Source organism: Streptomyces cupreus, from assembly GCF_014257025.1.
GTDB lineage: Bacteria > Actinomycetota > Actinomycetes > Streptomycetales > Streptomycetaceae > Streptomyces > Streptomyces cupreus.
The window spans coordinates 1-23,254 of record NZ_JACMSF010000012.1 but is presented as its reverse complement, the minus strand read 5'-3'; the positions used below and the strand labels follow the sequence as shown (position 1 = coordinate 23,254).

Here is a 23,254-nt window from a genome sequence, read left to right as displayed (position 1 = left end):
CGTTGGGCGCCGCAGGGCTCCGGGCGCTGCTGAACACCGTCCGCTACGAGGTGCTGCCCGCGAAGGCGACCGAGGACAAGGTCCTCGCCCATGTCCCGCGCGACGTCGTCGTCACCGTGACGGCGTCGCCGGTCAAGGGCCTGGAACCGACCCTCGACCTGGCCGCCCGGCTCGCGGGGCACGGCTACCGGGTCGTCCCGCACGTACCGGCGCGGCTGCTGCGGGACGACGTACACCTGAAGGAGGTCACGGGCCGGCTCCGCGAGTCGGGCGTGGACGACGTCTTCGTCCCGGCCGGCGACTCCGACCCGCCGGCCGGGGCCTACGACGGTGCGCTGCCGGTGCTGCGCGGGCTTAGCGAGCTGGGCAGGCCCTTCGCCCGCGTCGGAGTCACCGGCTATCCCGAGAGCCATCCGCTCATCCACGACGACATCACCATCCAGGCGATGTGGGACAAGCGCGAGCACGCCACGTACATCGTGAGCAACCTGTGCTTCGACCCGCGGGTGCTGGGGGAGTGGATCGCTCGTATACGACGCCGGGACGTCGGGCTGCCCCTGTACGTGGGTGTCGCCGGGCCCGTGCAACGGGCGAAGCTGCTGGCCATGGCGACGAAGATCGGCGTGGGGGAGTCGACGCGCTTCCTGACGAAGCACGCCTCGTGGTTCGTGCGTTTCGCGGCTCCCGGCGGGTATGCCCCCGAGCGGCTGCTGTCGCGCGCGGAGGAGGCCCTCACCGCTCCCTCGGCCGGGGTGGCCGGCCTTCATCTGTTCACGTTCAACCAGATCGCCGAGACGGAGCGGTGGCGCCGCGCGCTGCTGGACCGGCTGGGCGGCTGAACCGGGAGAAGGATGGCAACGGACACCGACTGGAAGCTGACCCGAACCTTCAACAGCACCTCGGGTGACGTCCGCTGGGACCGGCTGGGACAGCCCGGCCGACCGCCGGTCGTCCTGCTGCACGGCACGCCCTTCTCCTCGTACGTCTGGCGTGCCGTCGCCCGCTCGCTCACCCGTCACCACCAGGTGTTCGTCTGGGACATGCCCGGATACGGGACCTCCGAGAAGGCCCCGGGCCAGGATGTGTCCCTGGCCGCCCAGGGCCGCATCTTCACCGAACTCCTGAGCCACTGGGGCCTTGCGGAACCGCTCGTGGTCGCCCACGACTTCGGCGGTGCCGTCGCCCTGCGGGCCCACCTCTTGCACGGCGCGCGCTACCGGGCCCTCGCCGTGGTGGATCCGGTCGCGCTGGCGCCCTGGGGGTCCCCGTCCTTTCGGCTCCTCGGCGAGCACTCCCACGTCTTCGAACAGTTACCGCCGCCGCTCCACCGCGCCCTGGTGCGCGAGTACGTCGGTTCCGCCAGCAGCCCCGGCCTGCACCCCGCGGTCCTCGACCGGCTCGTCGAGCCCTGGCTGGACGGCCCCGGCCAAGCGGCCTTCTACCGGCAGATCGCCCAGGCCGACCAGCGTCACACCGATGAGATCCAGGGCCGGTACAGCGAGATCGGCCTCCCCGTGCTCGTCTGCTGGGGCGAGGACGACACCTGGATCCCGGTGGCGAAGGGGCGCGAGCTCGCCGCGCTCATCCCCGGCGCGCGATTCGAACCGATCGCCGGTGCGGGCCACCTCGTCCAGGAGGACGCCCCCGCAGAACTCACGGCCGCACTCATCGCCTTCCTCCAGCAGCAGTTGTGACCGCGGGGCGGCGCGCCCGGGGTCGTATACGACAAGGGCGGGACCGGAACCCGGTCCCGCCCCCCTGTGGGTGCGCTCAGCGGAAGACCACCGTGCGGTTGCCGTCCACCATCACGCGGCTCTCGCTGTGCCACTTCACGGCGTGTGCGAGCACCTGCGCCTCGACGTCCCGGCCGACCGTGACCAGGTCGCCGGGGTCGAGGGAGTGGTCCACCCGGACCACGTCCTGCTCGATGATCTGCCCTTCGTCCAGGTCCGAGGTCACATAGTGCGCCGTCGCGCCGACGAGCTTGACTCCGCGCTCGTAGGCCTGGTCGTAGGGGCGTGCGCCCTTGAAACTGGGGAGGAAGGAGTGGTGGATGTTGATGGCGCGGCCCTCCAGCTGCTTGCACAGGTCGTCGGAGAGGATCTGCATGTAGCGGGCCAGCACCACGAGGTCGATGTCCAGATCGCGTACCAGCTCCAGCAGACGCGCCTCGGCCTCCGGCTTGGTGTCCTTGGTCACCGGGATGTGGTGGAAGGGGATGCCGTAGGTCTCCGCGAGTTTCTCGAAGTCCCGGTGGTTGGAGACGATCGCCGGGATCTCGATGTTGAGGGCCCCGGTGCGCCGGCGGAAGAGCAGGTCGTTCAGGCAGTGGCCGAACTTGGACACCATGATCAGCGTCCGGGTCGGCGTGGCCGCCTCGCTCAGGGCCCAGGAGATGCCGTAGGCCTGGGCCACGGGGCCGAAACGGTAACGCAGACTTTCCAGTTCGACGTTCGGATCGGAAACGTCGAAGTGGACCCGCATGAAGAAGCGACCCTGAAGTCGGTCGTCGAACTGCTGGCTTTCCAGGATGTTGCCGGAGTTCCTGACGAGAAAGCCGCTCACGGCGTGGACCAGTCCCGCGCTGTCGGGACAGGAGAGGGTCAGGACGTACTCACGGCCAGGGCGGGGTCGGGGGGACATGGGCGGCCTCCGTCGGTGCGTATTGCACAACATGGTGAGCGATACGCAACATGGTCGGCTCGGTGCCGCTTGCGGTCAAGGGTGGGTGGGTAAGTGATCGCATGGCCAAATCGTCACCGGCCAACCCCTTGACGCCGGTCTGCACATTCGCCAGGGTGTTCCACCACAAGCAATCGGGTGCACGATGCGCAACGAAATTCCATTGAAAGGCTCGTCGCGTGGCAGACCTGTACGTGGATGGCGAATGGCGGGACCCGCTGGCCGGCGGGCACCGGGAGATCCGATGTCCCGCTGACGGCACGCTCGCGGCGACCGTCTCGGAAGCGACACGCCCCGACACCGAGGCCGCGATCGCCGCGGCCCGCCGCGCCTTCGACGCGGGGCACTGGCCGGACACCCCCGAGCGTGAGCGCGGCGCGCTGCTGTGGCGCACCGCCGACATCCTGGAGCGCGACGCCAAGGATGTCGCCCGCGCCGAGTCCCTGGACACCGGAAAACGGCTGGTGGAGAGCGAGTACGACATCGCCGACGTCGTCTCCTGCTTCCGCTACTACGGCGGGCTCGCGGGCACCGACGCCGGCCGCGCGATCGACACCGGCCGCGACGACGCCGTGAGCCGCGTCGAGTACGAGCCGGTCGGTGTGTGCGGGCTCATCACCCCCTGGAACTACCCGCTGCTGCAGGCCAGCTGGAAGGTCGCCCCGGCGCTCCTCGCCGGCAACACGATCGTCCTCAAGCCCAGCGAGCTCACCCCCTCCACCTCCATCCTGCTGATGAAGGCACTGGAGGAGGCGGGGCTCCCGGCCGGCGTGGCGAACCTCGTGCTGGGCACCGGGCCCGAGGTGGGCGCACCGCTCTCCGAGGACCCGGCCGTGGACATGGTCTCCTTCACCGGAGGCCTGGAGACGGGTAAGCGGATCATGGCCACCGCCGCCGCGACCGTGAAGAAGGTCGCGCTGGAACTCGGCGGCAAGAATCCCAACGTCGTGTTCGCCGACGCCGACTTCGAGACGGCCGTGGACTTCGCCCTCACGGCCGTCTTCCTGCACTCGGGGCAGGTCTGCTCGGCCGGGGCCCGGCTGATCGTCGAGGACTCCCTGCACGACCGCTTCGTCGACGAGGTCGTCCGCCGGGCCCGGCAGATCCGCCTCGGCGGGCCCTTCGACGCCGACGCCGAGACCGGCGCGCTGATCTCCGCGCAGCACTTGGAGAAGGTCGAGGCGTACGTCGCGGCAGGCCTCGCCGAAGGCGCCGTACTGCGCTGCGGCGGCGCACGGCCCGACGACCCCTCGCTGGGAGGCGGCCACTACTACCTGCCCACCGTGCTCGACGAGTGCCGGCAGGACATGCGTGTGGTGCACGAGGAGTCCTTCGGGCCCGTGCTCACCGTGGAGCGCTTCACCGACGAGCACGACGCCGTACGCATCGCCAACGACACCGAGTACGGGCTCGCCGGGGCCGTGTGGACCCAGGACGCCGGCAAGGCCCAGCGGGTCGCCCGGCGGCTTCGCCACGGCACGGTGTGGATCAACGACTACCACCCCTATGTGCCGCAAGCGGAATGGGGTGGCTTCGGGCATTCGGGCGTGGGCCGGGAGCTGGGACCGACCGGCCTGAACGAGTACCGAGAGCCCAAACACATCTGGCAGAACATCCAACCCCGGCCGCAGCACTGGTTCCGCGGCTGAACGCCGAAAGAAGGTCGAACGTGACCACACAGACCGAGGTGCCGCAGCGGCGCGGCACGCCCCAGGACTCGGGCTCCACCCCGGTCATCTCCGTGCGCAGGCTGTGGAAGGTGTTCGGGCCGAAGGCCGAGCAGGTGCCGGACTCCGAGGAGCTGTGCGGCCTCACCCGCCGCGAGCTCATGGACCGCACCGGATGCACCGCCGCCGTACGCGACGTGAACTTCGACGTCTCACCCGGCGAGGTCTTCGTCGTCATGGGCCTGTCCGGCTCCGGCAAGTCCACGCTGGTGCGATGTCTGACCCGGCTGATCGAACCCACCGCCGGTGAGGTCGTCTTCGAGGGCGAGGACATCCGCCAGGCCGACGCGGGGCGCCTGCGCGACCTGCGCCGCCGCAAGTTCTCCATGGTCTTCCAGCACTTCGGTCTGCTGCCCCACCGCCGCGTCGTGGACAACGTGGCGTTCGGGCTGGAGATCCGGGGCATGGGCAGGGCCGAGCGCACCAAGCGGGCCCAGGAGGTCGTCGAACTGGTCGGCCTCGCGGGCTACGAGCACTCCTACCCCGACCAGCTGTCCGGCGGTATGCAGCAGCGCGTGGGCCTCGCCCGTGCCCTGGCCGGTGACCCCGACGTGCTCTTCTTCGACGAGCCGTTCTCGGCGCTCGACCCGCTGATCCGCCGCGACATGCAGAACGAGGTCATCCGCCTGCACCACGAGGTCGGCAAGACGATGGTGTTCATCACCCACGACCTCTCCGAAGCCCTCAAGCTGGGCGACCGCATCCTGATCATGCGCGACGGCAAGATGGTCCAGTGCGGCACCGGTGACGAGCTCGTCGGCGCCCCGGCGGACGACTACGTGCGCGAGTTCGTCAAGGACGTGCCGCGCGGCGATGTGCTCACCCTGCGCTGGATCATGCGCGCACCGGAGGACGGCGACGAACTGGACGGTCCCGAGCTGGGCCCGGACGTCGTGGTGAAGGAGGCCACCCGGGCGGTGCTCGCGGCCGACAAGCCGGTCAAGGTCGTCGAGAACGGCAAGCTGCTCGGCATCGTCGGCGACGAGGAGATCCTCGCGGTGGTCGCCGGGCAGGAAGGCGGCGCGTGATGACCGTCGCCATGGAGAAGACCGAGAAACCGCAGAAGACAGGGGCCGTCGAGCCGCCCGCTCCCGCCAGGAGCGTGCGCAAGATCAGCCGGTCCATGGTGATCGGCGCCATCCTGGTCGTCTGGCTGGTGCTGTTCGCCCTGCTGCGCGGCAAGCAGACCCTCGCCCTGGCGGCGGCCGACCTGACCGATCTGCACCGGTGGTTCAACGACGTCAACGACTCCATCGGCGCGAACCGCAACTCCAACCCGCTCTTCCTCTACTTCTTCAACGAGATCCGCCTGGTCATCGACTCGCTGGTGACCTTCGTCCAGGAGCTGATCTCACAGCCGTCCGCCGACCGGCCCGTCCCGCAGATCGGCTGGCTCGGAGTCGTCGGCATCGCCGGCTATGTCTCCTGGGCCGTGGGCAACTGGCGGGTCGCGCTGCTGGCAGTGGCCGGCTTCACCTTCCTGGGCCTGCAGGGCCTGTGGCAGGAGAGCATGGACACCCTGGCGCTCACCGTCTCCGCAGTCTTCGTGGCGCTGCTGTTCGCGATCCCGCTGGGCGTGTGGGCGGGGCTGTCCGACCGGTTCAACCGGATCGTCACGCCCCTGCTGGACTTCATGCAGACGATGCCGACCTTCGTCTATCTGGCCCCGCTGACGCTGTTCTTCCTCATCGGCGGAGCCTCCGCCACCATCGCCACGGTGATCTACGCGGCACCGCCCGCGATCCGTATCACCGCGCACGCCATCCGTACCGTGCCGCAGACGACGGTGGAGGCGGCCGACTCGCTGGGCGCGACGCGCCGGCAGGCCCTGCTGAAGGTCCTGCTGCCGATGTCCAAGCGAACCGTGGTGATGGGCGTCAACCAGACCATCATGGCCGCCCTGGCCATGGTGACCATCGCCGCCCTGATCGACGCGCCCGGCCTCGGCAAGACCGTCGTCCAGGCGCTCCAGTCCCTCGACGTGGGCACCGCCTTCAACGCGGGCCTGTCCATCGTCGTCATGGCGATCGTCCTCGACCGGGTCACCACCGCGGCCAGCGCGCGCGAGGAGGAGGCCCGGCGCTCGAAGAACCGCTTCCTCGCCTGGCGGCGGCCGCTGCTTGGCGCGGGCGCGGCGGTGACAGCCGTCCTGATCTACCTGTCGCACACCTACATATGGGCGGCGGAGTTCCCCGGTGAGGGCGGTGTCGGAAGCTCCATCGCGAGCGCGGCCGACACCGCGACGACCTGGGTGCAGGACAACCTCGCGGGCCTCACCAACGCCATCCGCGACGTCATCACCAACGGGCTGCTCAACCCGTTCCAGTCCCTGCTCACCGACTCCCCGTGGTGGCTCGTCGGCGCCGTGCTGATCGCGCTCGGCGTCGTCCTCGGCGGCCCGCGCGCCGGCATCACCACGACGGTGTGCGTGGGCGTGCTGATCGGCACCGGGGTGTGGTCGGACGCCATGACGACGCTCGCGTCGACCGTCGTCGCCACGATTCTCGTGATGCTGCTCGGCATCGTCTTCGGCGTGTGGATGGGGCGCAGCGCGCTCGTGGACCGGATGCTGCGGCCCAGCCTGGACGCGGCACAGGTCATGCCGCCGTTCGTCTATCTCGTGCCGTTCCTCGCGCTGTTCGGCGCGACCCGCTTCACGGCGATCGTCGCGGCCATCGTCTACGCGGCTCCCGTCGCCATGAAGATCATCGCGGACGGTGTGCGGAACGTACCCGCGACGACCGTGGAGGCGGCCACCTCCGCCGGGTGCAACACCTGGCAGATCATCACCAAGGTTCAACTGCCGATGGCACGCGGCGCCCTGACTCTCGCGACCAACCAGGGCCTGATCTACGTGCTGTCGATGGTTGTGGTCGGCGGCCTGGTAGGCGCCGGCGCCCTCGGCTACGACGTCGTGGCCGGCTTCTCTCAGGGACAGCTGTTCGGGAAGGGGCTCGCCGCAGGGCTCGCCATCGTCCTTCTCGGAGTCATGTTCGACCGGATCACTCAGGCAGCGGCGCGGCGTACCAGCGCGTAAGGAGCAACTGACCATGGCAAGGCAAGCAAGACAGTGGAGAGTCGGCGCGGCCGGCATAGCGGGCGTAGCTGTTATCGGACTGACCCTCTCCGCCTGCGGTGGTGCGAAGGTCGGTGACAGCTCCTCGGACGCCGGCGGCTCGGGCGGATCCGGCAAGTGCGGCACCTTCAACCTCGCGGTCAACCCGTGGGTGGGCTACGAGGCCAACGCGGCGGTCATCGCGTACGTCGCGGAGAACGACCTCGGCTGCAAGGTCACCCAGAAGGACCTGAAGGAGGAGATCGCCTGGCAGGGCTTCGGCACGGGCGAGGTGGACGCAGTCGTCGAGAACTGGGGCCACGACGACCTGAAGAAGAAGTACATCACCGACCAGAAGACCGCCGTCGACGCCGGCCCGACCGGCAACGAAGGCCTGATCGGCTGGTACGTGCCGCCGTGGCTGGCCAAGGAGCACCCGGACATCCTCGACTGGAACAACCTCAACAAGTACGCGGCCGAGTTCAAGACGTCCGAGTCCGGCGGCAAGGGCCAGCTCCTCGACGGCGACCCGTCGTTCGTCACCAACGACGAGTCGCTGGTGAAGAACCTGAAGCTGGACTACAAGGTCGTGTACGCGGGCAGCGAGACCGCGCTCATCCAGGCCTTCCGCAAGGCGGAGAAGGACAAGGAATGGGTGATCGGCTACTTCTACGAGCCGCAGTGGTTCATGTCCGAGGTGCCTCTGGAGAAGGTCAAGCTGCCCGAGTACAAGGACGGCTGTGACGCCGACCCCGAGAAGGTCAACTGCGACTACCCCGTGTACAAGCTGGACAAGATCGTCAGCGCGAAGTTCGCCAAGTCCGGCAGCCCCGCCTATGACCTGGTGAAGAACTTCACCTGGACCAACGACGACCAGAACGTCGTGGCGAAGTACATCGCGGTGGACAAGATGACCCCCGAGGCCGCGGCCGAGAAGTGGGTCGAGGCCAACCGCGACAAGGTGGAGGCCTGGATCAAGTAGGCCCCTCACCGAGCCCGGTGGGCGGTGTGCACGGACGCGCACCGCCCGCCGGGCATTCGTGTTTTTCCAGGCCTTTGTCCGACGTCACCGCACCTCTTGACACCCACCTGCACGGCAGGCACATTGAGTTGCGCAACCTGAATCATGTTGCGCAGAAAGCAACTCAACCGGAGGTGCGGCGATGGCGGGACCGCGTGTGGTCATCATCGGAGCGGGAGTCGTTGGCGCGGCGCTCGCGGACGAGATCTCGGCGCGGGGCTGGACCGAGGTGACCGTGGTCGACCAGGGTCCGCTCCCGGCCACTGGGGGCTCGACCTCGCACGCCCCTGGCCTGGTCTTCCAGACGAACTCCTCGAAGACCATGACGGAACTGGCCCGCTACACCGTCGAGAAGTTCTGCTCCCTCGACGTCGACGGCAAGCCCTGCTTCCTCCAGGTCGGCGGCCTCGAAGTGGCGACCACGCCGGAGCGCCTCGCGGAACTGCAGCGCCGGCACGGCTGGATCACCGCCTGGGGCATCGAGTCCCGGATCCTGACCGCCGACGAGTGCGTCGAGCAGCACCCGCTGGTCAACCGCGACAAGGTCCTCGGCGGCCTGCTCGTCCCCACCGACGGCCTCGCCAAGGCGGTCCTCGCCGTCGAGGCGCAGATCCGCCGGGCCACCGAGCGCGGTGTGCGCTTCCTGGCCCGTCACGAAGTCCTCGACATCCTGAAGGCCGACGGCGAGGTGACCGGCGTCCTGACCGACCAGGGCGAGATCCCCGCCGACATCGTCGTGTGCTGCGCCGGCATCTGGGGCCCGAAGATCGCCCGCATGGCCGGCATGAACCTGCCGCTGACCCCGCTTGCGCACCAGCTCGCCTGGACCGGCCCGATACCGGCGCTCGCCGGTCAGACGGAGGAGGCGGTCCGCCCGATCCTGCGTCACCAGGACGCCGACCTCTACTACCGCGACCGCTTCGACGGCCTGGGCATCGGCTACTACGGCCACCGCCCGATGCCGATCTCCGCCGACGACATCCTCTCCGTGGACGAGGCCGACGAGATGCCGTCGGTCCTGAAGTTCACCGAGGAGGACTTCGAGGACGCCTGGACGGAGACCCAGTCCCTGCTCCCCTCGACGCGCGAGGCGAAGGTCGAGGAGGGCATCAACGGCCTCTTCTCCTTCACCACCGACAACTTCCCGCTCCTCGGAGAGTCCCAGGACGTCAAGGGCTTCTGGGTCGCCGAGGCGGTCTGGGTCACCCACTCCGCGGGCGTCGGCCGGGCCATGGCCGAGTGGCTGGTCGACGGCCACTGCTCGTCCTTCGACCTGCACGAGTGCGACGTCAACCGCTTCGAGCCGCACCAGCTGTCCCCGGAGTACGTCCTGGCCCGCGACTGCCAGAACTTCGTCGAGGTCTACGACATCCTCCACCCCCTCCAGCCGTCCGGGGACCCGCGCCCGATCCGCACCAGCCCCTTCCACGCCCGCCAGCAGGAGCACGGAGCCTTCTTCCTGGAGGCGAGCGGCTGGGAGCGCCCGCAGTGGTACGAGGCCAACGCGAAGCACGTCGAGGGCCGTTCCATCCCCACCCCGAACGACTGGGCCGCCCAGTTCTGGTCGCCCATCGTCGGCGCCGAGGCCCAGGTCACCCGCGAGACCGTCGCCATGTACGACATGACGGCCCTCAAGCGCCTGGAGGTGAGCGGGCCCGGCTCCGCCGAGTTCCTGGAGCGCCTGTGCACCGGCAAGGTCGCCAAGTCCGTCGGCTCGGTGACGTACACCCTGCTGCTCGACCACGACGGCGGCATCCGCAGTGACATCACCGTCGCCCGTCTGGCCCGCGACCTCTTCCAGGTCGGCGCCAACGGCAACCTGGACCTCGACTGGTTCAGCCGCCATCTCCCGGCCGACGGCACGGTCCAGGTCCGCGACATCACGCCGGGCACCTGCTGCATCGGCCTGTGGGGCCCGCTGGCCCGCAAGGTCCTGCAGCCGCTGACGGACGAGGACTTCACCAACGACGGCCTCAAGTACTTCCGCGCCAAGCGCGCCTACATCGGCAGTGTCCCGGTGACCGCGATGCGGCTGTCGTACGTCGGTGAACTCGGCTGGGAGCTGTACACCACCGCCGACCAGGGCCAGAAGCTGTGGGACACCCTGTGGCAGGCGGCCAAGCCGCTCGGCGGGGTCATCGCAGGCCGCGGCGCCTTCAACAGCCTCCGCCTGGAGAAGGGTTACCGCTCCTTCGGCACCGACATGACCTACGAGCACGACCCCTACGAGGCCGGCGTCGGCTTCGCCGTCAAGCTCGACAAGGGCGACTTCATCGGCAAGGCCGCACTGGAGCGCCGCAAGGAGAACGTGCGGCGGAAGCTGACCTGCCTCACCATCGACGACCCGCACTCGGTCGTCCTGGGCAAGGAGCCGGTGTACGACGGCGACCGCGCGGTCGGCTATGTCACCAGCGCCGCCTACGGCTACACCATCGGCAAGGGCATCGCCTACGCCTGGCTCCCGGCCGAGCTCACCGCTCCCGGCACACCCGTGCGGATCGGCTACTTCGACCAGCGCGTCGAGGCGGTCGTCGCCGAGGAGCCCCTCTTCGACCCCACCATGTCCCGCCTCCGTGGCTGACCGAGGGAAGACGATGACTGCGCAGACACTCGACGGCAAGGCGACCGCCGCCGGCATCCGCCGCGAACTCGCGGAGCGCGTGGCCAAGTTGACGGCCACGGACGGCCGCCCGCCGGGCCTCGGCACCGTCCTGGTCGGCGACGACCCCGGCAGCCATGCCTACGTCGCCGGAAAGCACCGCGACTGCGCGCAGGTCGGCATCGCCTCCATCCGCCGGGACCTGCCCGCCGACGCCTCCCAGCGGCAGGTCGAGGAGACGATCGACGAGCTCAACGCCGACCCGGCCTGCACGGGCTACATCGTCCAGCTCCCGCTGCCGCGCCACCTGGACGCGGGCGCCGTACTGGAACGCATGGACCCGGCCAAGGACGCCGACGGCCTGCACCCCGTCAACCTCGGCCGGCTCACCCTGGGGGTCGAGGCACCGCTGCCGTGCACCCCGCGCGGCATCGTCGAACTGCTCCGCCGCCATGAGGTGCCCCTCGCGGGCGCACGGGTGTGCGTGATCGGCCGGGGCATCACGGTAGGCCGCCCCATCGGTCTCCTCCTCACCCGCCGCTCCGAGAACGCCACCGTCACCCTGTGCCACACCGGCACCAAGGGCCTGGCCTGGCATGTACGCGAGGCGGACATCGTCATCGCCGCCGCCGGCTCGCCCGGACTGGTCACCAAGGACATGCTGCGCCCCGGCGCCGCGGTCCTGGACGTCGGCATCACCCGCACCGACCAGGGCCTGGTCGGCGACATCCACCCGGACGCCGCCCAGGTCGCCGGCTGGATCGCCCCCATGCCCGGCGGTGTGGGCCCCATGACCCGGGCGATGTTGCTGGCCAACGTCGTCGAGGCCGCCGAGAGGAACGCGAACGCCGTATGAACCTGTCCCTGCCCAGCAACGGAGACGTCCGATGAGCCTCCGCACCCCCGGCGCCGACCTCCCCGACCACCCCGATTTCCTGTGGCGCAATCCCGAGCCCAAGCGGTCGTACGACGTAGTGATCGTCGGTGGCGGCGGACACGGCCTGGCCACCGCGCACTACCTCGCCAGGAACCACGGCATCACCAATGTCGCGGTGCTGGAGAAGGGCTGGCTCGCGGGCGGCAACATGGCCCGCAACACCACGATCATCCGCTCCAACTACCTGTGGGACGAGAGCGCCGGCATCTACGAGCACGCGCTCAAGCTCTGGGAGGGCCTGGCGGAGGAGCTGGACTACCCGATCCTGTTCTCCCAGCGAGGCGTGCTGAACCTGGCCCACAGCCTCCAGGACGTCCGCGACAGCGTGCGCCGCGTGGAGGCGAACCGCCTCAACGGCGTGGACGCGGAGTGGCTGGACGCGGACGGCGTCAAGGAAGTCTGCCCGATCGTCAACATCTCCCAGGACGTGCGCTACCCGGTCCTGGGCGCCACGTACCAGCCTCGCGCGGGCATCGCCAAGCACGACTACGTCGCCTGGGGCCTGGCGCGCTCGGCGGACGCCGCGGGCATCGACATCATCCAGAACTGCGAGGTCACCGGCCTCGACGTGGTCGGCAACCGAGTGGTGGGTGTCCGGACGAACCTCGGCCCGATCGCGGCCGGCAAGGTGGCGCTCTGCTCGGCGGGCCACACCTCGGTCCTCGCCGCCATGGCGGGCATCGAACTCCCCGTCCAGAGCCACCCGTTGCAGGCCCTGGTGTCGGAGCTCCTGGAGCCGGTGCACCCCACGGTGGTCATGTCCAACGCGGTCCACGTGTACGTCAGCCAGGCCCACAAGGGCGAGCTGGTGATGGGCGCGGGCATCGACGCGTACAACTCGTACACCCAGCGCGGTGCCTTCCACATCATCGAAGAGCAGATGTCGGCGGCCCTGGAGCTCTTCCCGGTCTTCGCCCGCGCCCACGTGCTGCGCACCTGGGGCGGCATCGTCGACGTCAGCCCCGACGCCTCGCCGATCATCGGGCTCAGCCCCGTCGACAACCTCTACCTCAACTGCGGCTGGGGAACGGGCGGCTTCAAGGCCACCCCCGGCGTCGGCTGGGTCTACGCCCACACCATCGCCCACGACACCCCGCACGCCCTCAACGCCCCCTTCTCGCTCGACCGTTTCACCACCGGCGCGCTCGTCGACGAGCACGGCGCGGCCGCGGTGGCCCACTAGGGAGCCGAACCCATGCTGCTCATCCCCTGCCCGTGGTGCGGGCCCCGCGACGAGGCCGAGTTCCACTACGGCGGCCAGGCCCACGTGCCGTACCCGGAGGACCCGGCGTCCCTCTCCGACGAGGAGTGGGCCCGCTACCTCTTCTTCCGCGACAACCCCAAGGGCCCCTTCGCCGAACGCTGGAGCCACGCGGCGGGCTGCCGCCGCTGGTTCAACGCGGTACGGGACACGGCGACGAACGAGGTGCTGGCGGTGTACCGGGCGGGAGAGGAACGCCCGGCGACTCTTGAACCGAGGCCGGTGCTGTCAGCGGGGTCTGGGGCGGCAGCCCCGGAAGGGGCGCGGGGAACGGCGCGACCAGCCCCCACCCACCCGCAGCTGAATGACAACCCCCGCGGGGGTGCAGGGGGCGAGGCAACCCAACCGTTCCGCCACCCCACCCGCGGCCGAATCCACCGAGACACCCCCCTCACCTTCACCTTCGACGGCACCGAATACCAGGGCTACCGCGGCGACACCCTCGCCTCCGCCCTCCTCGCGGGCGGCGTCATCCAGGCCGGCACCAGCATCAAGCTCGGCCGCCCCCGCGGCATCTTCTCCGCCGGCGTCGAAGAGCCCAACGCGGTCATCCAGATCGAGGAGCCCTTCCCGGAGCCGATGCTCCCCGCGACGACCGTCGAGCTCTACGACGGCCTGGTCGCCAGTAGCCTCCCCGGCCAGGGCCGCCTCGCCACCACCCCGGACCCCGCCCGCTACGACGCCGTACACGCCCACTGCGACCTGCTGATCGTGGGCGCGGGCCCGGCCGGCCTCGCGGCAGCGGCGGCGGCAGCGAGGAGCGGCGCCCGTGTCATCCTCGCCGACGACCAGCCGGAACCCGGCGGCAGCCTCCTGGGCACGGCCGAACACCTCGACTGGGTACGGGAGGTGACCGCACAGCTCGACGCCGCCCCCGAGGTCCGCGTCCTGCCCCGCACCACCGTCTTCGGCTACTACGACGACAACCATCTCCTCGCCGTCGAACGCCGCACCAACCACCTCGGCGCCGACGCCCCGGAGAACGTCTCCCGCGAACGCGTCTGGCGCATCCGCGCCCGCCGCGTCGTCCTCGCCACCGGCGCCCACGAGCGTTCGCTGGCCTTCGCGAACAATGACCGCCCCGGCGTGATGCTGGCCTCCTCGGCCCGCACCCACGTCAACCGCCACGGTGTCCTGCCCGGCCGCCACGCGGTCGTCTTCACGACCAACGACAGCGCGTACGCGGCGGCGCTGGACCTGGCCTCGGCAGGCCTGGCCGTCACGGCGATCGTCGACACCCGCCCGGAACCGGGGGAGTGGGCCGAGCGCGCGAGGGCGGCGGGCATCGAAGTCCTGCCCGGCCACGCCGTCACCGGCACGGAAGGCGGCGACGCGCGCCTCACCGCCGTGACGGTCGCCCCGCACGGAGAATCCGCGGGGCAGCGGGAGTTCGCCGCCGACCTGCTGCTGGTCTCCGGGGGCTGGAACCCGGTGGCGCACCTGTTCAGCCAGTCCGGCGGCAAGCTGCGTTACGACGAGACGCTGGGCTCCTTCGTCCCCGACACCTGCCGCCAGCAGGTCGAGGTCGCGGGCAGCGCGAGCGGCGTCCTCGACCAGGCCACGGTCCTGGCCCAGGGCGCGGCCGCCGGTGCCCGCGCCGTCGAGGCCGAGGGGTACACGCCCGAGACGCCCCGCCTCCCGGAGGTGCCCGCGCAGCCGCGGCAGACGCCGCCGATGCACGTGTACGTCGTCCCGGGCGCCACGGACGGCCCCTGCTTCGTCGACCTCCAGCGTGACGTCACCGTCGACGACCTGGCCATCGCGACCGGCGCCGGTCTGCGCTCCGTCGAGCACACCAAGCGCTACACGACGGCCGGCACCGCCAACGACCAGGGCAAGACCTCCGGCGTCCTGGCCAGCGGTGTCGTCGCCGAACTGCTCGGCGTGGACATCTCGGCACTCGGCACGACCACGTTCCGCCCGCCGTACACGCCGGTCTCCTTCGCCGCCCTCGCGGGCCGCGACCGGGGCGCGCTGAGCGACCCGGTCCGCACCACCGCCATCCACGAGTGGCATGTCGCGCACGGCGCCCTGTTCGAGAACGTCGGCCAGTGGAAGCGCCCCTGGTACTACCCGCAGGACGGCGAGGACATGGAAGCCGCCGTGCTGCGCGAGTGCGCCGCCACCCGCGAGAGCGTGGGCTTCATGGACGCCTCCACCCTCGGCAAGATCGACGTGCAGGGCCCGGACGCCGGTGTCTTCCTCGACCGGCTCTACACCAACATGATGAGCACCCTGAAGGTCGGCATGATCCGCTACGGCGTCATGTGCCGCCCGGACGGCATGGTCTTCGACGACGGCACGGTCATCCGCGTCGCCCCGGACCGCTTCCTGGTCACCACGACGACGGGCAACGCCGCCGCCGTACTCGACTGGATGGAGGAGTGGCTCCAGACCGAGTGGCCCGAGTTGAAGGTCCACTGCACCTCCGTGACCGAGCAGTGGGCCACGGTCGCCCTGGTCGGCCCGAAGTCCCGCGAGGTCCTCGCCTCGCTCGCGCCCCAACTGGCCGTGGCCAACGACGACTTCCCGTTCATGGCCTGGCGGGAGACGACCGTCGCGGGCATCGAGGCCCGGGTCTGCCGGATCAGCTTCTCCGGTGAACTCGCCTTCGAGATCAATGTGTCGCCGTGGCAGGGGCTCGCCCTGTGGGAGGCCGTGTACGAGGCCGGCGCCCCGTACGGCATCACCCCGTACGGCACGGAGACCATGCACGTCCTGCGCGCCGAGAAGGGCTACCCGATCATCGGCCAGGACACCGACGGCACCGTCACTCCGCAGGACCTCGGCATGAGCTGGGTGGTGTCGAAGAAGAAGCCGGACTTCATCGGCAAGCGGTCCTACGCCCGTGCCGACACGTCCCGCCCCGACCGCAAGCACCTGGTCGGCCTGCTCCCCGAGGGCCCGGGCACCTTCCTCCCGGAGGGCACCCACCTCATCGCCGAGGGCGTCCTGCCGACCCCGCCCGTCCCCATGCTCGGCCATGTCACATCCAGCTATCGCAGCGCCGCTCTCGGCCGGACGTTCGCGCTCGCCCTGATCAAGGGCGGCCGGGACCGCATCGGCGAGCGGCTGTACGCCCCCGTGGGCGACCAGCTGGTCCCGGTGACTGTCGCCAGCCCCGTCCTCTACGACCCCGAAGGAGCCCGCCGCGATGGCTGACACCGCCCTTACCGCCCCGCTCCGCAGCCCGCTGTCGCATGTCGCCGGCCGCCTGGCCGCCGCGACACACGCGTCCGGCGGTGCGATCCGGCTGGCCGAACTCCCGTTCCTGGCGCAGCTCAACGTGCGCCTCGACGCCAAGGGAGCGGCGGCGGAAGCCGTGGGGCTCGCACTGGACCTGCAACTGCCGCTCCAGCCGAACACCGTCGTCCGCGCGGGGGAGTTGACCGCGCTGTGGCTCGGCCCGGACGAGTGGCTGCTGGTGGGGCCGCCGGGGAGCGAGCGGGACCTGGAGAGCCGTATCCGGGAGGCCGCGGGGGACGAGCCCGTCTCCGTCATCGACGTCTCCGCGCAGCGCACCACGCTCCTCGTCACGGGACCCCGCGCCCATGACCTGCTGGCCCACGGCTGCCCGCTGGACCTGCACCCGCGGGTCTTCGGCTCCGGCCGCTGCGCCCAGACGACACTGGGCCGCACACAGATCGTCCTGGTCGCCCGGGACGAGCCCAGGGCCGGGTTCTGGGTCCTGGTGCGCTCGACGTTCGCCGGCTATCTGGCGGACTGGCTGCTCGACGCGGCGACCGAATACCTCTGAGAACGCATCTCTCGTCGTACGCAGCGAAAGCCGGACGTCCGTGACCGCCAGGGCCGACGCCAGGGCACCCCGTCCTCGTGGGCGTGGCACGCAAGTCGTTCCTGGGCAGTCTGCCGGCGGACCGGACGACGGGACGGCCCCGCCCCGCGCGGCTGCGCGATGCCGCGACCACCGCCGTGTTCGTGCTGGCCGCCGCACAGGGCGTGGCGGCGCGGACGCCGCTGGGCTGAGCGCCCTGTGGAGCCTCAGCCCAGATAGCCCATACGGCGGCTGATCTCGTCCGCGCCGCTGATCAGCGCGGGTGCGAGCTCGTGCATGCGTTCCTCGGTGAAGCGGTACGTGGGGCCGGAGGCGCTGAGGGCGGCGATCACCTCGCCGTCGCGGGAGCGGATCGGGGCCGCCATGGCGTGCAGCCCGATCTCAAGCTCCTCCAGCGCCACCGCGTACCCGCGCTCGCGCGCCTCGGCGAGATTCTTCTCCAGCTTGGTCCGGGCGGTCAGGGTGTGGGGCGTCAGCCTCTGCGTCCCCGACGCCGCGAGCACGTCGGCGCGCTCCTTGTCCCGCAGATGGGCCAGCAGGATCTTGCCGCTCGACGTGGCGTGCACCGGGGTGAGCTGGCCGACCCAGTTGTGGGTGCCGACCGCGCCCGGGCCGCGTACCTGATACAGGTTGACCGCGTAGTGCTCCTGCAGGACGGCGATGTTGACCGTCTCGCCGATCTCCTCGCTGAGGCGCTCGCACACCTGCCGGCCCTGCTGGGTGATGTCGAGACGGCCCGTGACCGCACCGGCCAGGCGTACGATCCCGAAGCCCAGCCGGTACTTGCCCCGCTCGGCCGTCTGCTCGACCAGGCCGCGCGCCTCCAGCGCTCCGAGCAGCCGGAACGCGGTCGACTTGTGGACGTCGATCTCGGCTGCCACCTCGCTGACGCCCGCCTCGCCGCGCTGGGCGAGGATCTCCAGGACGCTGACGGCGCGGTCGACGGACTGCACCCCGTTCACCGCTGGAGCAGCTGTTTCGCCATCTGCGGTATAGTTGCTCATAGCGCAACTATACGCAATCGTCGGTGTGCGGCGAGGGGCCGCAGTGACTCGACAAGAGGCCGGTTGGGTACTTGACGCCGACCGCCCTCCGCACCCTAGGGCCGGCCGTTCGTCAGCGGAAGACCACGGTGCAGTTCCCGTTGACCAGCACCCGGCTCTCGCTGTGCCACTCGACGGCGCGGGCGAGCACCTGTGCCTCGACGTCGCGGCCGATGGTGACCAGCTCGTCGGGGTCGCGCGAGTGGTCCACGCGGACGACGTCCTGCTCGATGATGGGGCCCTCGTCGAGGTCGGGCGTGACGTAGTGCGCCGTGGCCCCGACGAGCTTCACTCCGCGCTCGTGTGCCTGGACGTACGGCCGGGCGCCCTTGAAGCTCGGCACCACCAGATCGACGTTCAGCTCACGCACCAGCTCCAGCAGCCGTGCCTCCGCCTGGGCCTTGGTGTCGTTGGTGACCGGGACGTGGTGGAAGGGGATGCCGTAGCTCTGCGCCAGCGGCTCGAAGTCGCGGTGGTTGGAGGCGATCGCCGGGATCTCGATGTTGAGCGCACCCGTGGACTTGCGGAAGAGGGGTGGCCGCGTCGTGCAGCTGCCAGCTGATCCCGTACGCCTGGGCGACCGGGCCGAAGCCGGTGCGCAGGTCCTCCGGTGAGTTGGCCGGATCCGAGACGTCGAAGTGCACCCGCATGAAGGAGCGGTCCTGCACCCGGTCGTCGAACTGCCGGCTCTCCGTCCGCGGGTGTCCGGCGTCCGTTTTCTGCCGGGATGGCAACTTCGCTCGGTCAACCCCTTGACAGTGGGTGTCCGCAGGGAGACAGTTTTGGCGGTCGTTGCTTATGGCGAACGAAGTTGCGCAATATGCAACTTGAGTGCGCGGCCGGAACAGCAGGCCGAAGATCCCGAAGATCGCATTCGGCCGTCCCCTCGACGAGGAGATCGACCGTGACACACGAGGTACGCGCCGTCGTCGCCCGGAAGAAGGGCGCACCGGTCTCGGTGGAGACCATCCTGGTGCCGAACCCCGGCCCTGGTGAGGCGCTGGTGCGGGTGCAGGCCTGCGGCGTCTGCCATACCGACCTGCACTACCGGGAGGGCGGGATCAACGACGAGTTCCCCTTTCTGCTCGGCCACGAGGCCGCGGGCGTCGTCGAGTCGGTCGGCGAGGGTGTCACCGAGGTCGCGCCCGGCGACTTCGTCGTCCTCAACTGGCGTGCCGTCTGCGGCACTTGCCGGGCCTGTAGCAAGGGCAAGCCGTGGTACTGCTTCGCCACCCACAACGCCACCCGGCCGATGACCCTGGCCGACGGCACGCCGCTCTCCCCGGCCCTCGGCATCGGCGCCTTCGCCGAGAAGACCCTGGTCGCCGCGGGCCAGTGCACCAAGGTGGACGCGACCGCCTCGCCCGCCGCGGCCGGGCTGCTCGGCTGCGGTGTGATGGCCGGGTTCGGTGCCGCGGTCAACACAGGCGGCGTGGGCCGCGGCGACTCCATCGCGGTGATCGGCTGCGGCGGTGTGGGGATGGCCGCGATCGCTGGCGCCAAGGTGGCCGGTGCCGGCCGCATCATCGCCGTGGACGTCGACGAGCGGAAGTTGAAGTGGGCCGAGCAGTTCGGCGCCACCGACACCGTCGACTCCTCCAGGACCGACGCCGTCGAGGCGATCCGCGAACTCACCGGCGGCTTCGGCGCCGACGTCGTCGTGGACGCGGTCGGCCGCCCCGAGACCTTCAAACAGGCCTTCTACGCCCGCGACCTGGCCGGCACCGCCGTCCTGGTCGGCGTCCCCACCCCGGAGTCGACGCTCGACCTTCCCCTGCTGGACGTCTTCGGCCGAGGTGGGGCCCTGAAGTCCTCCTGGTACGGCGACTGTCTGCCCTCCCGCGACTTCCCCGCCCTGATCGACCTCTACCTCCAGGGCCGTTTCGACCTGGGCGACTTCATCACCGAGACGATCACCCTGGAAGACGTGGAGACCGCCTTCGCCAGGATGCACCACGGCGACGTACTGCGCTCAGTGGTGATCCTTTGACCGCGCGGACCGAACGCCTCGTCACCCCCGAAACCTTCGAACTCGACGGCCGCGACGGCGGCGCCAAGGTCGCCTTCTTCCGCAAGGGCGGCTCCTGCGACCCCGCCACGGGTTCAAGTTCGTGCCCGTCATCGGCGAGATCCTCGCCGACCTGGCAACCGTCGGCACCACCGACCACCCCATCGCCCTGTTCGACCCGCGCCGCGTACGCGTGTGACATCTTCCGAAGGTGACGAGATGACCATGACGAATCTGCCGCCCAGCCTGATCCCCACCCTGTCCGGCGAGTACTACACGGACACCGAGGTCTTCGCCCAGGAGCAGGAGCGGGTCTTCGAGGCCATGTGGTTCTGCGTGGCCCGCGCCGCCGAGCTGGACAAGCCCGGCGCCTTCCGCACCTACCAGGTCGGCCGCGAGAGCGTGCTGATCTCCCGCTCGCGCGACGGCTCGATCAAGGGCTTCCTCAACATCTGCCGGCACCGCGGCGCCAAGCTCTGCACCGAGGAGTCCGGCGAGGTCAAGCGCGCCTTCCAGTGCCCGTACCACGCCTGGACCTACGGCCTGGACGGCAAGCTGGTCGCCGCGCCCAACCTGACCTCGATGCCGGACATCGACCGGACCGAGTACGGCCTGATCAACGTCCATGTGCGGGAGTGGCTCGGCTATGTGTGGGTGTGCCTGGCCGACGAGCCGCCCTCCTTCGAGGCGGATGTGCAGGGCGCGATCGTCGAGCGGCTCGGTGACCTGGAGTCGATCGAGCGCTACGGGATCGACGACCTGAAGGTGGGCCGCCGTATCACCTACGACGTGAAGGCGAACTGGAAGCTCATCATCGAGAACTTCATGGAGTGCTACCACTGCGCCACGATCCACCCCGAACTCACCGAGGTGCTCCCGGAGTTCGCGGACGGCTACGCGGCCCAGTACTACGTCGGCCACGGTGCCGAGTTCGGTGAGGAGGTCCAGGGCTTCACGGTCGACGGCTCCGAGGGCCTGGACCGCATCCCGGGCGTCGCCGAGGACCAGGACCGCCGCTACTACGCCATCACTGTCCGGCCGCAGGTCTTCATCAACCTCGTGCCCGACCACGTGATCTTCCACCGGATGTACCCGGTCTCCGTGGACCGCACGATCGTCGAGTGCGACTGGCTGTACCTTCCGCACGTCGTGGAGGGCGGCAAGGACGTGGACCGTTCGGTGGAGCTGTTCCACCGGGTCAACCAGCAGGACTTCGACGCCTGCGAGCGCACCCAGCCGGCGATGAGCTCGAAGGCGTACGCCAAGGGCGGCGTCCTGGTGCCCAGCGAGCACCACATCGGCGAGTTCCACACCTGGCTGCAGAACAAGCTTGAGGTGCGGCCCACGCACTGATCCCGCCCCCGTACCAGGCGTTGCGAGTGGTGCAACCGGGTGCGCGACTGGGAACCGATATGCGTTCCTCCCTTGACACCCCCGAATTCCATCGAAACCATGTTGCGCATAGCGAGCGTCGTTGTGCGATATGAGACACCCCGTCTGGAGCCGACATGAGGAGCATCACCGTCGTCGGAGCGTCGCTGGCAGGCCTGAGCACGGTCCGCTCGCTGCGCGCAGAGGGCTATGACGGCGAGATCGTCGTCGTGGGGGAGGAACGCCACACTCCCTACGACCGCCCGCCGCTGTCCAAGGACTTCCTCAAGGGAGACATCGACGCCGACGCGCTCGCGCTCAGCGACGCGGACGAATTCGAGGCCCTGGACGTGCAGTGGCTCCTTGGCGAGCGCGCCGTGCGGCTCGACCCCGTCGCCCGCACCGTCACCCTGACCGGCGGACGGCATGTGCGCACCGACGGTGTCGTCGTCGCGACCGGCGCCAGCCCCCGGACCCTCCCCGGCACGGACGGGCTGGCCGGTGTCCACACCCTGCGCACCCTGGACGACGCTCAGGCCCTGCGTGCCGAGCTGCTGGACGGTCTGCCCAGGGTCGTCGTCATCGGCGCCGGGTTCATCGGCGCCGAGGTGGCGTCGACCGCACACCGGCTCCGGCTCCACGTCACCGTCGTGGAGGCGCTCGACATACCCCTGGAACGCCAACTCGGTCGCGAGATGGGGCTGGTGTGCTCCTCTCTCCACACCGATCACGGGGTTCGCCTGCTGTGCGGAACCGGCGTGGCGGAACTCATCGGCGCGGGCCGGGTCACCGGCGTACGGCTGGTGGACGGGCGGGTGCTGCCCGCCGACGTCGTGGTCGTCGGGGTGGGCGTCCGGCCCAACACCGACTGGCTCGCCGGTTCCGGCGTGCGGGTGGACGACGGCGTGGTGTGCGACGCCGGCTGCTCGACCGGTGTCCCGGGCGTGGTCGCCGTCGGTGACGTCGCCCGCTGCCCCAACCCGTTCACCGGTCGGCACGCCCGCATCGAGCACTGGAGCAACGCCACCGAGCAGGCGAAGACCGCCGCCCGTACGCTGCTGACCGGTGTGGCGGCCCCCGCCCCGCTCACCGCGCCGTATTTCTGGTCCGACCAGTACCAGGTACGCATCCAGGTCGCCGGCCACGTCGCCCCCGGCGCCGAGCCCGAGGTCGTCGAAGGCGACGTCGACAGCCGCACCTTCACGGCCGTGTACCGGCGCGAGGGCACCCCCGTCGCCGTGCTCTCCCTCAACCAGCCGAAGTTCTTCAACCGGCTCCGGCGCACCCTCGTCCCCGCCGCCGCGGCCGTCGTGTCATGAGTTCCCCGCACCGACCACCCCTGCGGTCCGCCCTGAGCATTCCGCGGCACCTGCGTTACACCTGGGACCACGAATGGCTGGTCGTGGACGAAGGCAACGCCACCGTCGGCATCACCGCGTTCGCGGCACAGGCCCTCGGCGACGTCGTCAACCTCCGCCTGCCCGAAGTCGGCACCTGGGTCGAGGCGGGGGAGAGCTGTGGACGGATCGAGTCACTGACCGCCGTCAGCGGCCTGTACGCCCCCGCCTCGGGCCGGGTCCTGGAAGTCAACACCGTGCTGGCCGACGACCCCGGCGTCGTCAACGCCGCCCCCTACACCGGCGGCTGGCTGTTCAGGCTGCGGGTCGAGAACATCGCCGGCGCGCTGTCCGCCGATGCCTACGCCGCCCACTGCGCCCACACCCAAGGAGACCGCCGATGACCCTGTTCAACCA

18 protein-coding genes and 1 pseudogene are annotated in these 23,254 nt (G+C 70.2%); 16 read left to right on the top strand and 3 right to left on the bottom strand.

Annotated elements, in window-relative coordinates:
* The first annotated feature begins 2 nt into the window (after positions 1 to 2).
* Positions 3 to 839 (top strand): methylenetetrahydrofolate reductase, encoded by an 837-nt coding sequence (locus tag H4N64_RS13520; protein WP_186282523.1) that lies wholly within the window; start codon positions 3 to 5, stop codon positions 837 to 839.
* A gap of 12 nt (positions 840 to 851) precedes the next feature.
* Positions 852 to 1,694: an alpha/beta fold hydrolase gene (locus H4N64_RS13515; RefSeq protein WP_186282522.1), complete on the top strand. Its 843-nt coding sequence runs from the start codon at positions 852 to 854 to the stop codon at positions 1,692 to 1,694.
* A gap of 76 nt (positions 1,695 to 1,770) precedes the next feature.
* Here H4N64_RS13515 and purU read toward each other — a convergent pair whose 3' ends face one another.
* Positions 1,771 to 2,643: a formyltetrahydrofolate deformylase gene (purU, locus tag H4N64_RS13510; protein WP_186282521.1), complete on the bottom strand. Its 873-nt coding sequence runs from the start codon at positions 2,641 to 2,643 to the stop codon at positions 1,771 to 1,773.
* Positions 2,644 to 2,861: 218 nt separating this feature from the next.
* On the opposite strand from purU, the gene H4N64_RS13505 reads away from it, so the two are divergent.
* The 10 genes from H4N64_RS13505 to H4N64_RS13460 all read left to right on the top strand — a co-directional run bounded on the left by H4N64_RS13505 (position 2,862) and on the right by H4N64_RS13460 (position 17,269).
* Positions 2,862 to 4,331, top strand: coding sequence for an aldehyde dehydrogenase family protein (locus H4N64_RS13505; protein WP_186282520.1), 1,470 nt, complete (start codon positions 2,862 to 2,864; stop codon positions 4,329 to 4,331).
* Between the two features lie 20 nt (positions 4,332 to 4,351).
* Positions 4,352 to 5,437 (top strand): betaine/proline/choline family ABC transporter ATP-binding protein, encoded by a 1,086-nt coding sequence (locus H4N64_RS13500; protein WP_186282519.1) that lies wholly within the window; start codon positions 4,352 to 4,354, stop codon positions 5,435 to 5,437.
* Complete coding sequence (locus H4N64_RS13495; RefSeq protein WP_186282518.1) at positions 5,437 to 7,446, top strand: ABC transporter permease; 2,010 nt, start codon at positions 5,437 to 5,439, stop codon at positions 7,444 to 7,446. Before H4N64_RS13500 ends, H4N64_RS13495 begins: the two co-directional genes overlap by 1 nt.
* Before the next feature lie 13 nt (positions 7,447 to 7,459).
* The gene (locus H4N64_RS13490; protein ID WP_186282517.1) at positions 7,460 to 8,446 is read left to right on the top strand and encodes an ABC transporter substrate-binding protein; all 987 of its coding nucleotides are present in this window, start codon (positions 7,460 to 7,462) and stop codon (positions 8,444 to 8,446) included.
* Between the two features lie 181 nt (positions 8,447 to 8,627).
* On the top strand, positions 8,628 to 11,066 hold the full coding sequence (locus tag H4N64_RS13485; protein WP_186282516.1) for a GcvT family protein: 2,439 nt from the start codon (positions 8,628 to 8,630) through the stop codon (positions 11,064 to 11,066).
* 13 nt (positions 11,067 to 11,079) lie between these two features.
* Positions 11,080 to 11,940, top strand: coding sequence for a bifunctional methylenetetrahydrofolate dehydrogenase/methenyltetrahydrofolate cyclohydrolase (locus H4N64_RS13480; protein ID WP_186282515.1), 861 nt, complete (start codon positions 11,080 to 11,082; stop codon positions 11,938 to 11,940).
* 31 nt (positions 11,941 to 11,971) lie between these two features.
* A complete protein-coding gene (locus tag H4N64_RS13475; RefSeq protein WP_186282514.1) occupies positions 11,972 to 13,204 on the top strand; it encodes a sarcosine oxidase subunit beta family protein in 1,233 nt (410 codons plus the stop codon).
* A 12-nt stretch (positions 13,205 to 13,216) separates the two neighbouring features.
* Positions 13,217 to 16,444, top strand: coding sequence for a sarcosine oxidase subunit alpha family protein (locus tag H4N64_RS13470; RefSeq protein WP_186282513.1), 3,228 nt, complete (start codon positions 13,217 to 13,219; stop codon positions 16,442 to 16,444).
* Entirely contained in the window at positions 16,437 to 17,039 is a 603-nt protein-coding gene (locus H4N64_RS13465) for a sarcosine oxidase subunit gamma (protein WP_186282512.1), read from the top strand. Before H4N64_RS13470 ends, H4N64_RS13465 begins: the two co-directional genes overlap by 8 nt.
* An 83-nt stretch (positions 17,040 to 17,122) precedes the next feature.
* Positions 17,123 to 17,269 carry a hypothetical protein gene (locus H4N64_RS13460; protein ID WP_418896264.1) on the top strand — a complete coding sequence of 49 codons (147 nt, stop codon included), beginning with the start codon at positions 17,123 to 17,125 and terminating at the stop codon, positions 17,267 to 17,269.
* A 15-nt stretch (positions 17,270 to 17,284) separates the two neighbouring features.
* Here H4N64_RS13460 and H4N64_RS13455 read toward each other — a convergent pair whose 3' ends face one another.
* Both H4N64_RS13455 and H4N64_RS13450 read right to left on the bottom strand, forming a co-directional pair.
* Positions 17,285 to 18,082, bottom strand: coding sequence for an IclR family transcriptional regulator (locus H4N64_RS13455; RefSeq protein WP_186282511.1), 798 nt, complete (start codon positions 18,080 to 18,082; stop codon positions 17,285 to 17,287).
* A gap of 112 nt (positions 18,083 to 18,194) precedes the next feature.
* Positions 18,195 to 18,855 (bottom strand): annotated as a pseudogene (locus tag H4N64_RS13450) (formyltetrahydrofolate deformylase).
* Positions 18,856 to 19,025: 170 nt separating this feature from the next.
* Here H4N64_RS13450 and H4N64_RS13445 point away from each other — a divergent pair.
* From H4N64_RS13445 to gcvH, 4 genes are all read left to right on the top strand, one after another.
* Positions 19,026 to 20,111 (top strand): S-(hydroxymethyl)mycothiol dehydrogenase, encoded by a 1,086-nt coding sequence (locus H4N64_RS13445; protein ID WP_186282510.1) that lies wholly within the window; start codon positions 19,026 to 19,028, stop codon positions 20,109 to 20,111.
* A 237-nt stretch (positions 20,112 to 20,348) separates the two neighbouring features.
* Entirely contained in the window at positions 20,349 to 21,482 is a 1,134-nt protein-coding gene (locus H4N64_RS13440; protein ID WP_186282509.1) for an aromatic ring-hydroxylating oxygenase subunit alpha, read from the top strand.
* 155 nt (positions 21,483 to 21,637) lie between these two features.
* Entirely contained in the window at positions 21,638 to 22,819 is a 1,182-nt protein-coding gene (locus tag H4N64_RS13435) for an NAD(P)/FAD-dependent oxidoreductase (protein ID WP_186282508.1), read from the top strand.
* Positions 22,816 to 23,241, top strand: coding sequence for a glycine cleavage system protein GcvH (gene gcvH, locus H4N64_RS13430; protein WP_418896263.1), 426 nt, complete (start codon positions 22,816 to 22,818; stop codon positions 23,239 to 23,241). The genes H4N64_RS13435 and gcvH overlap by 4 nt, the downstream gene beginning before the upstream one ends.
* Positions 23,242 to 23,254 lie beyond the last annotated feature (13 nt).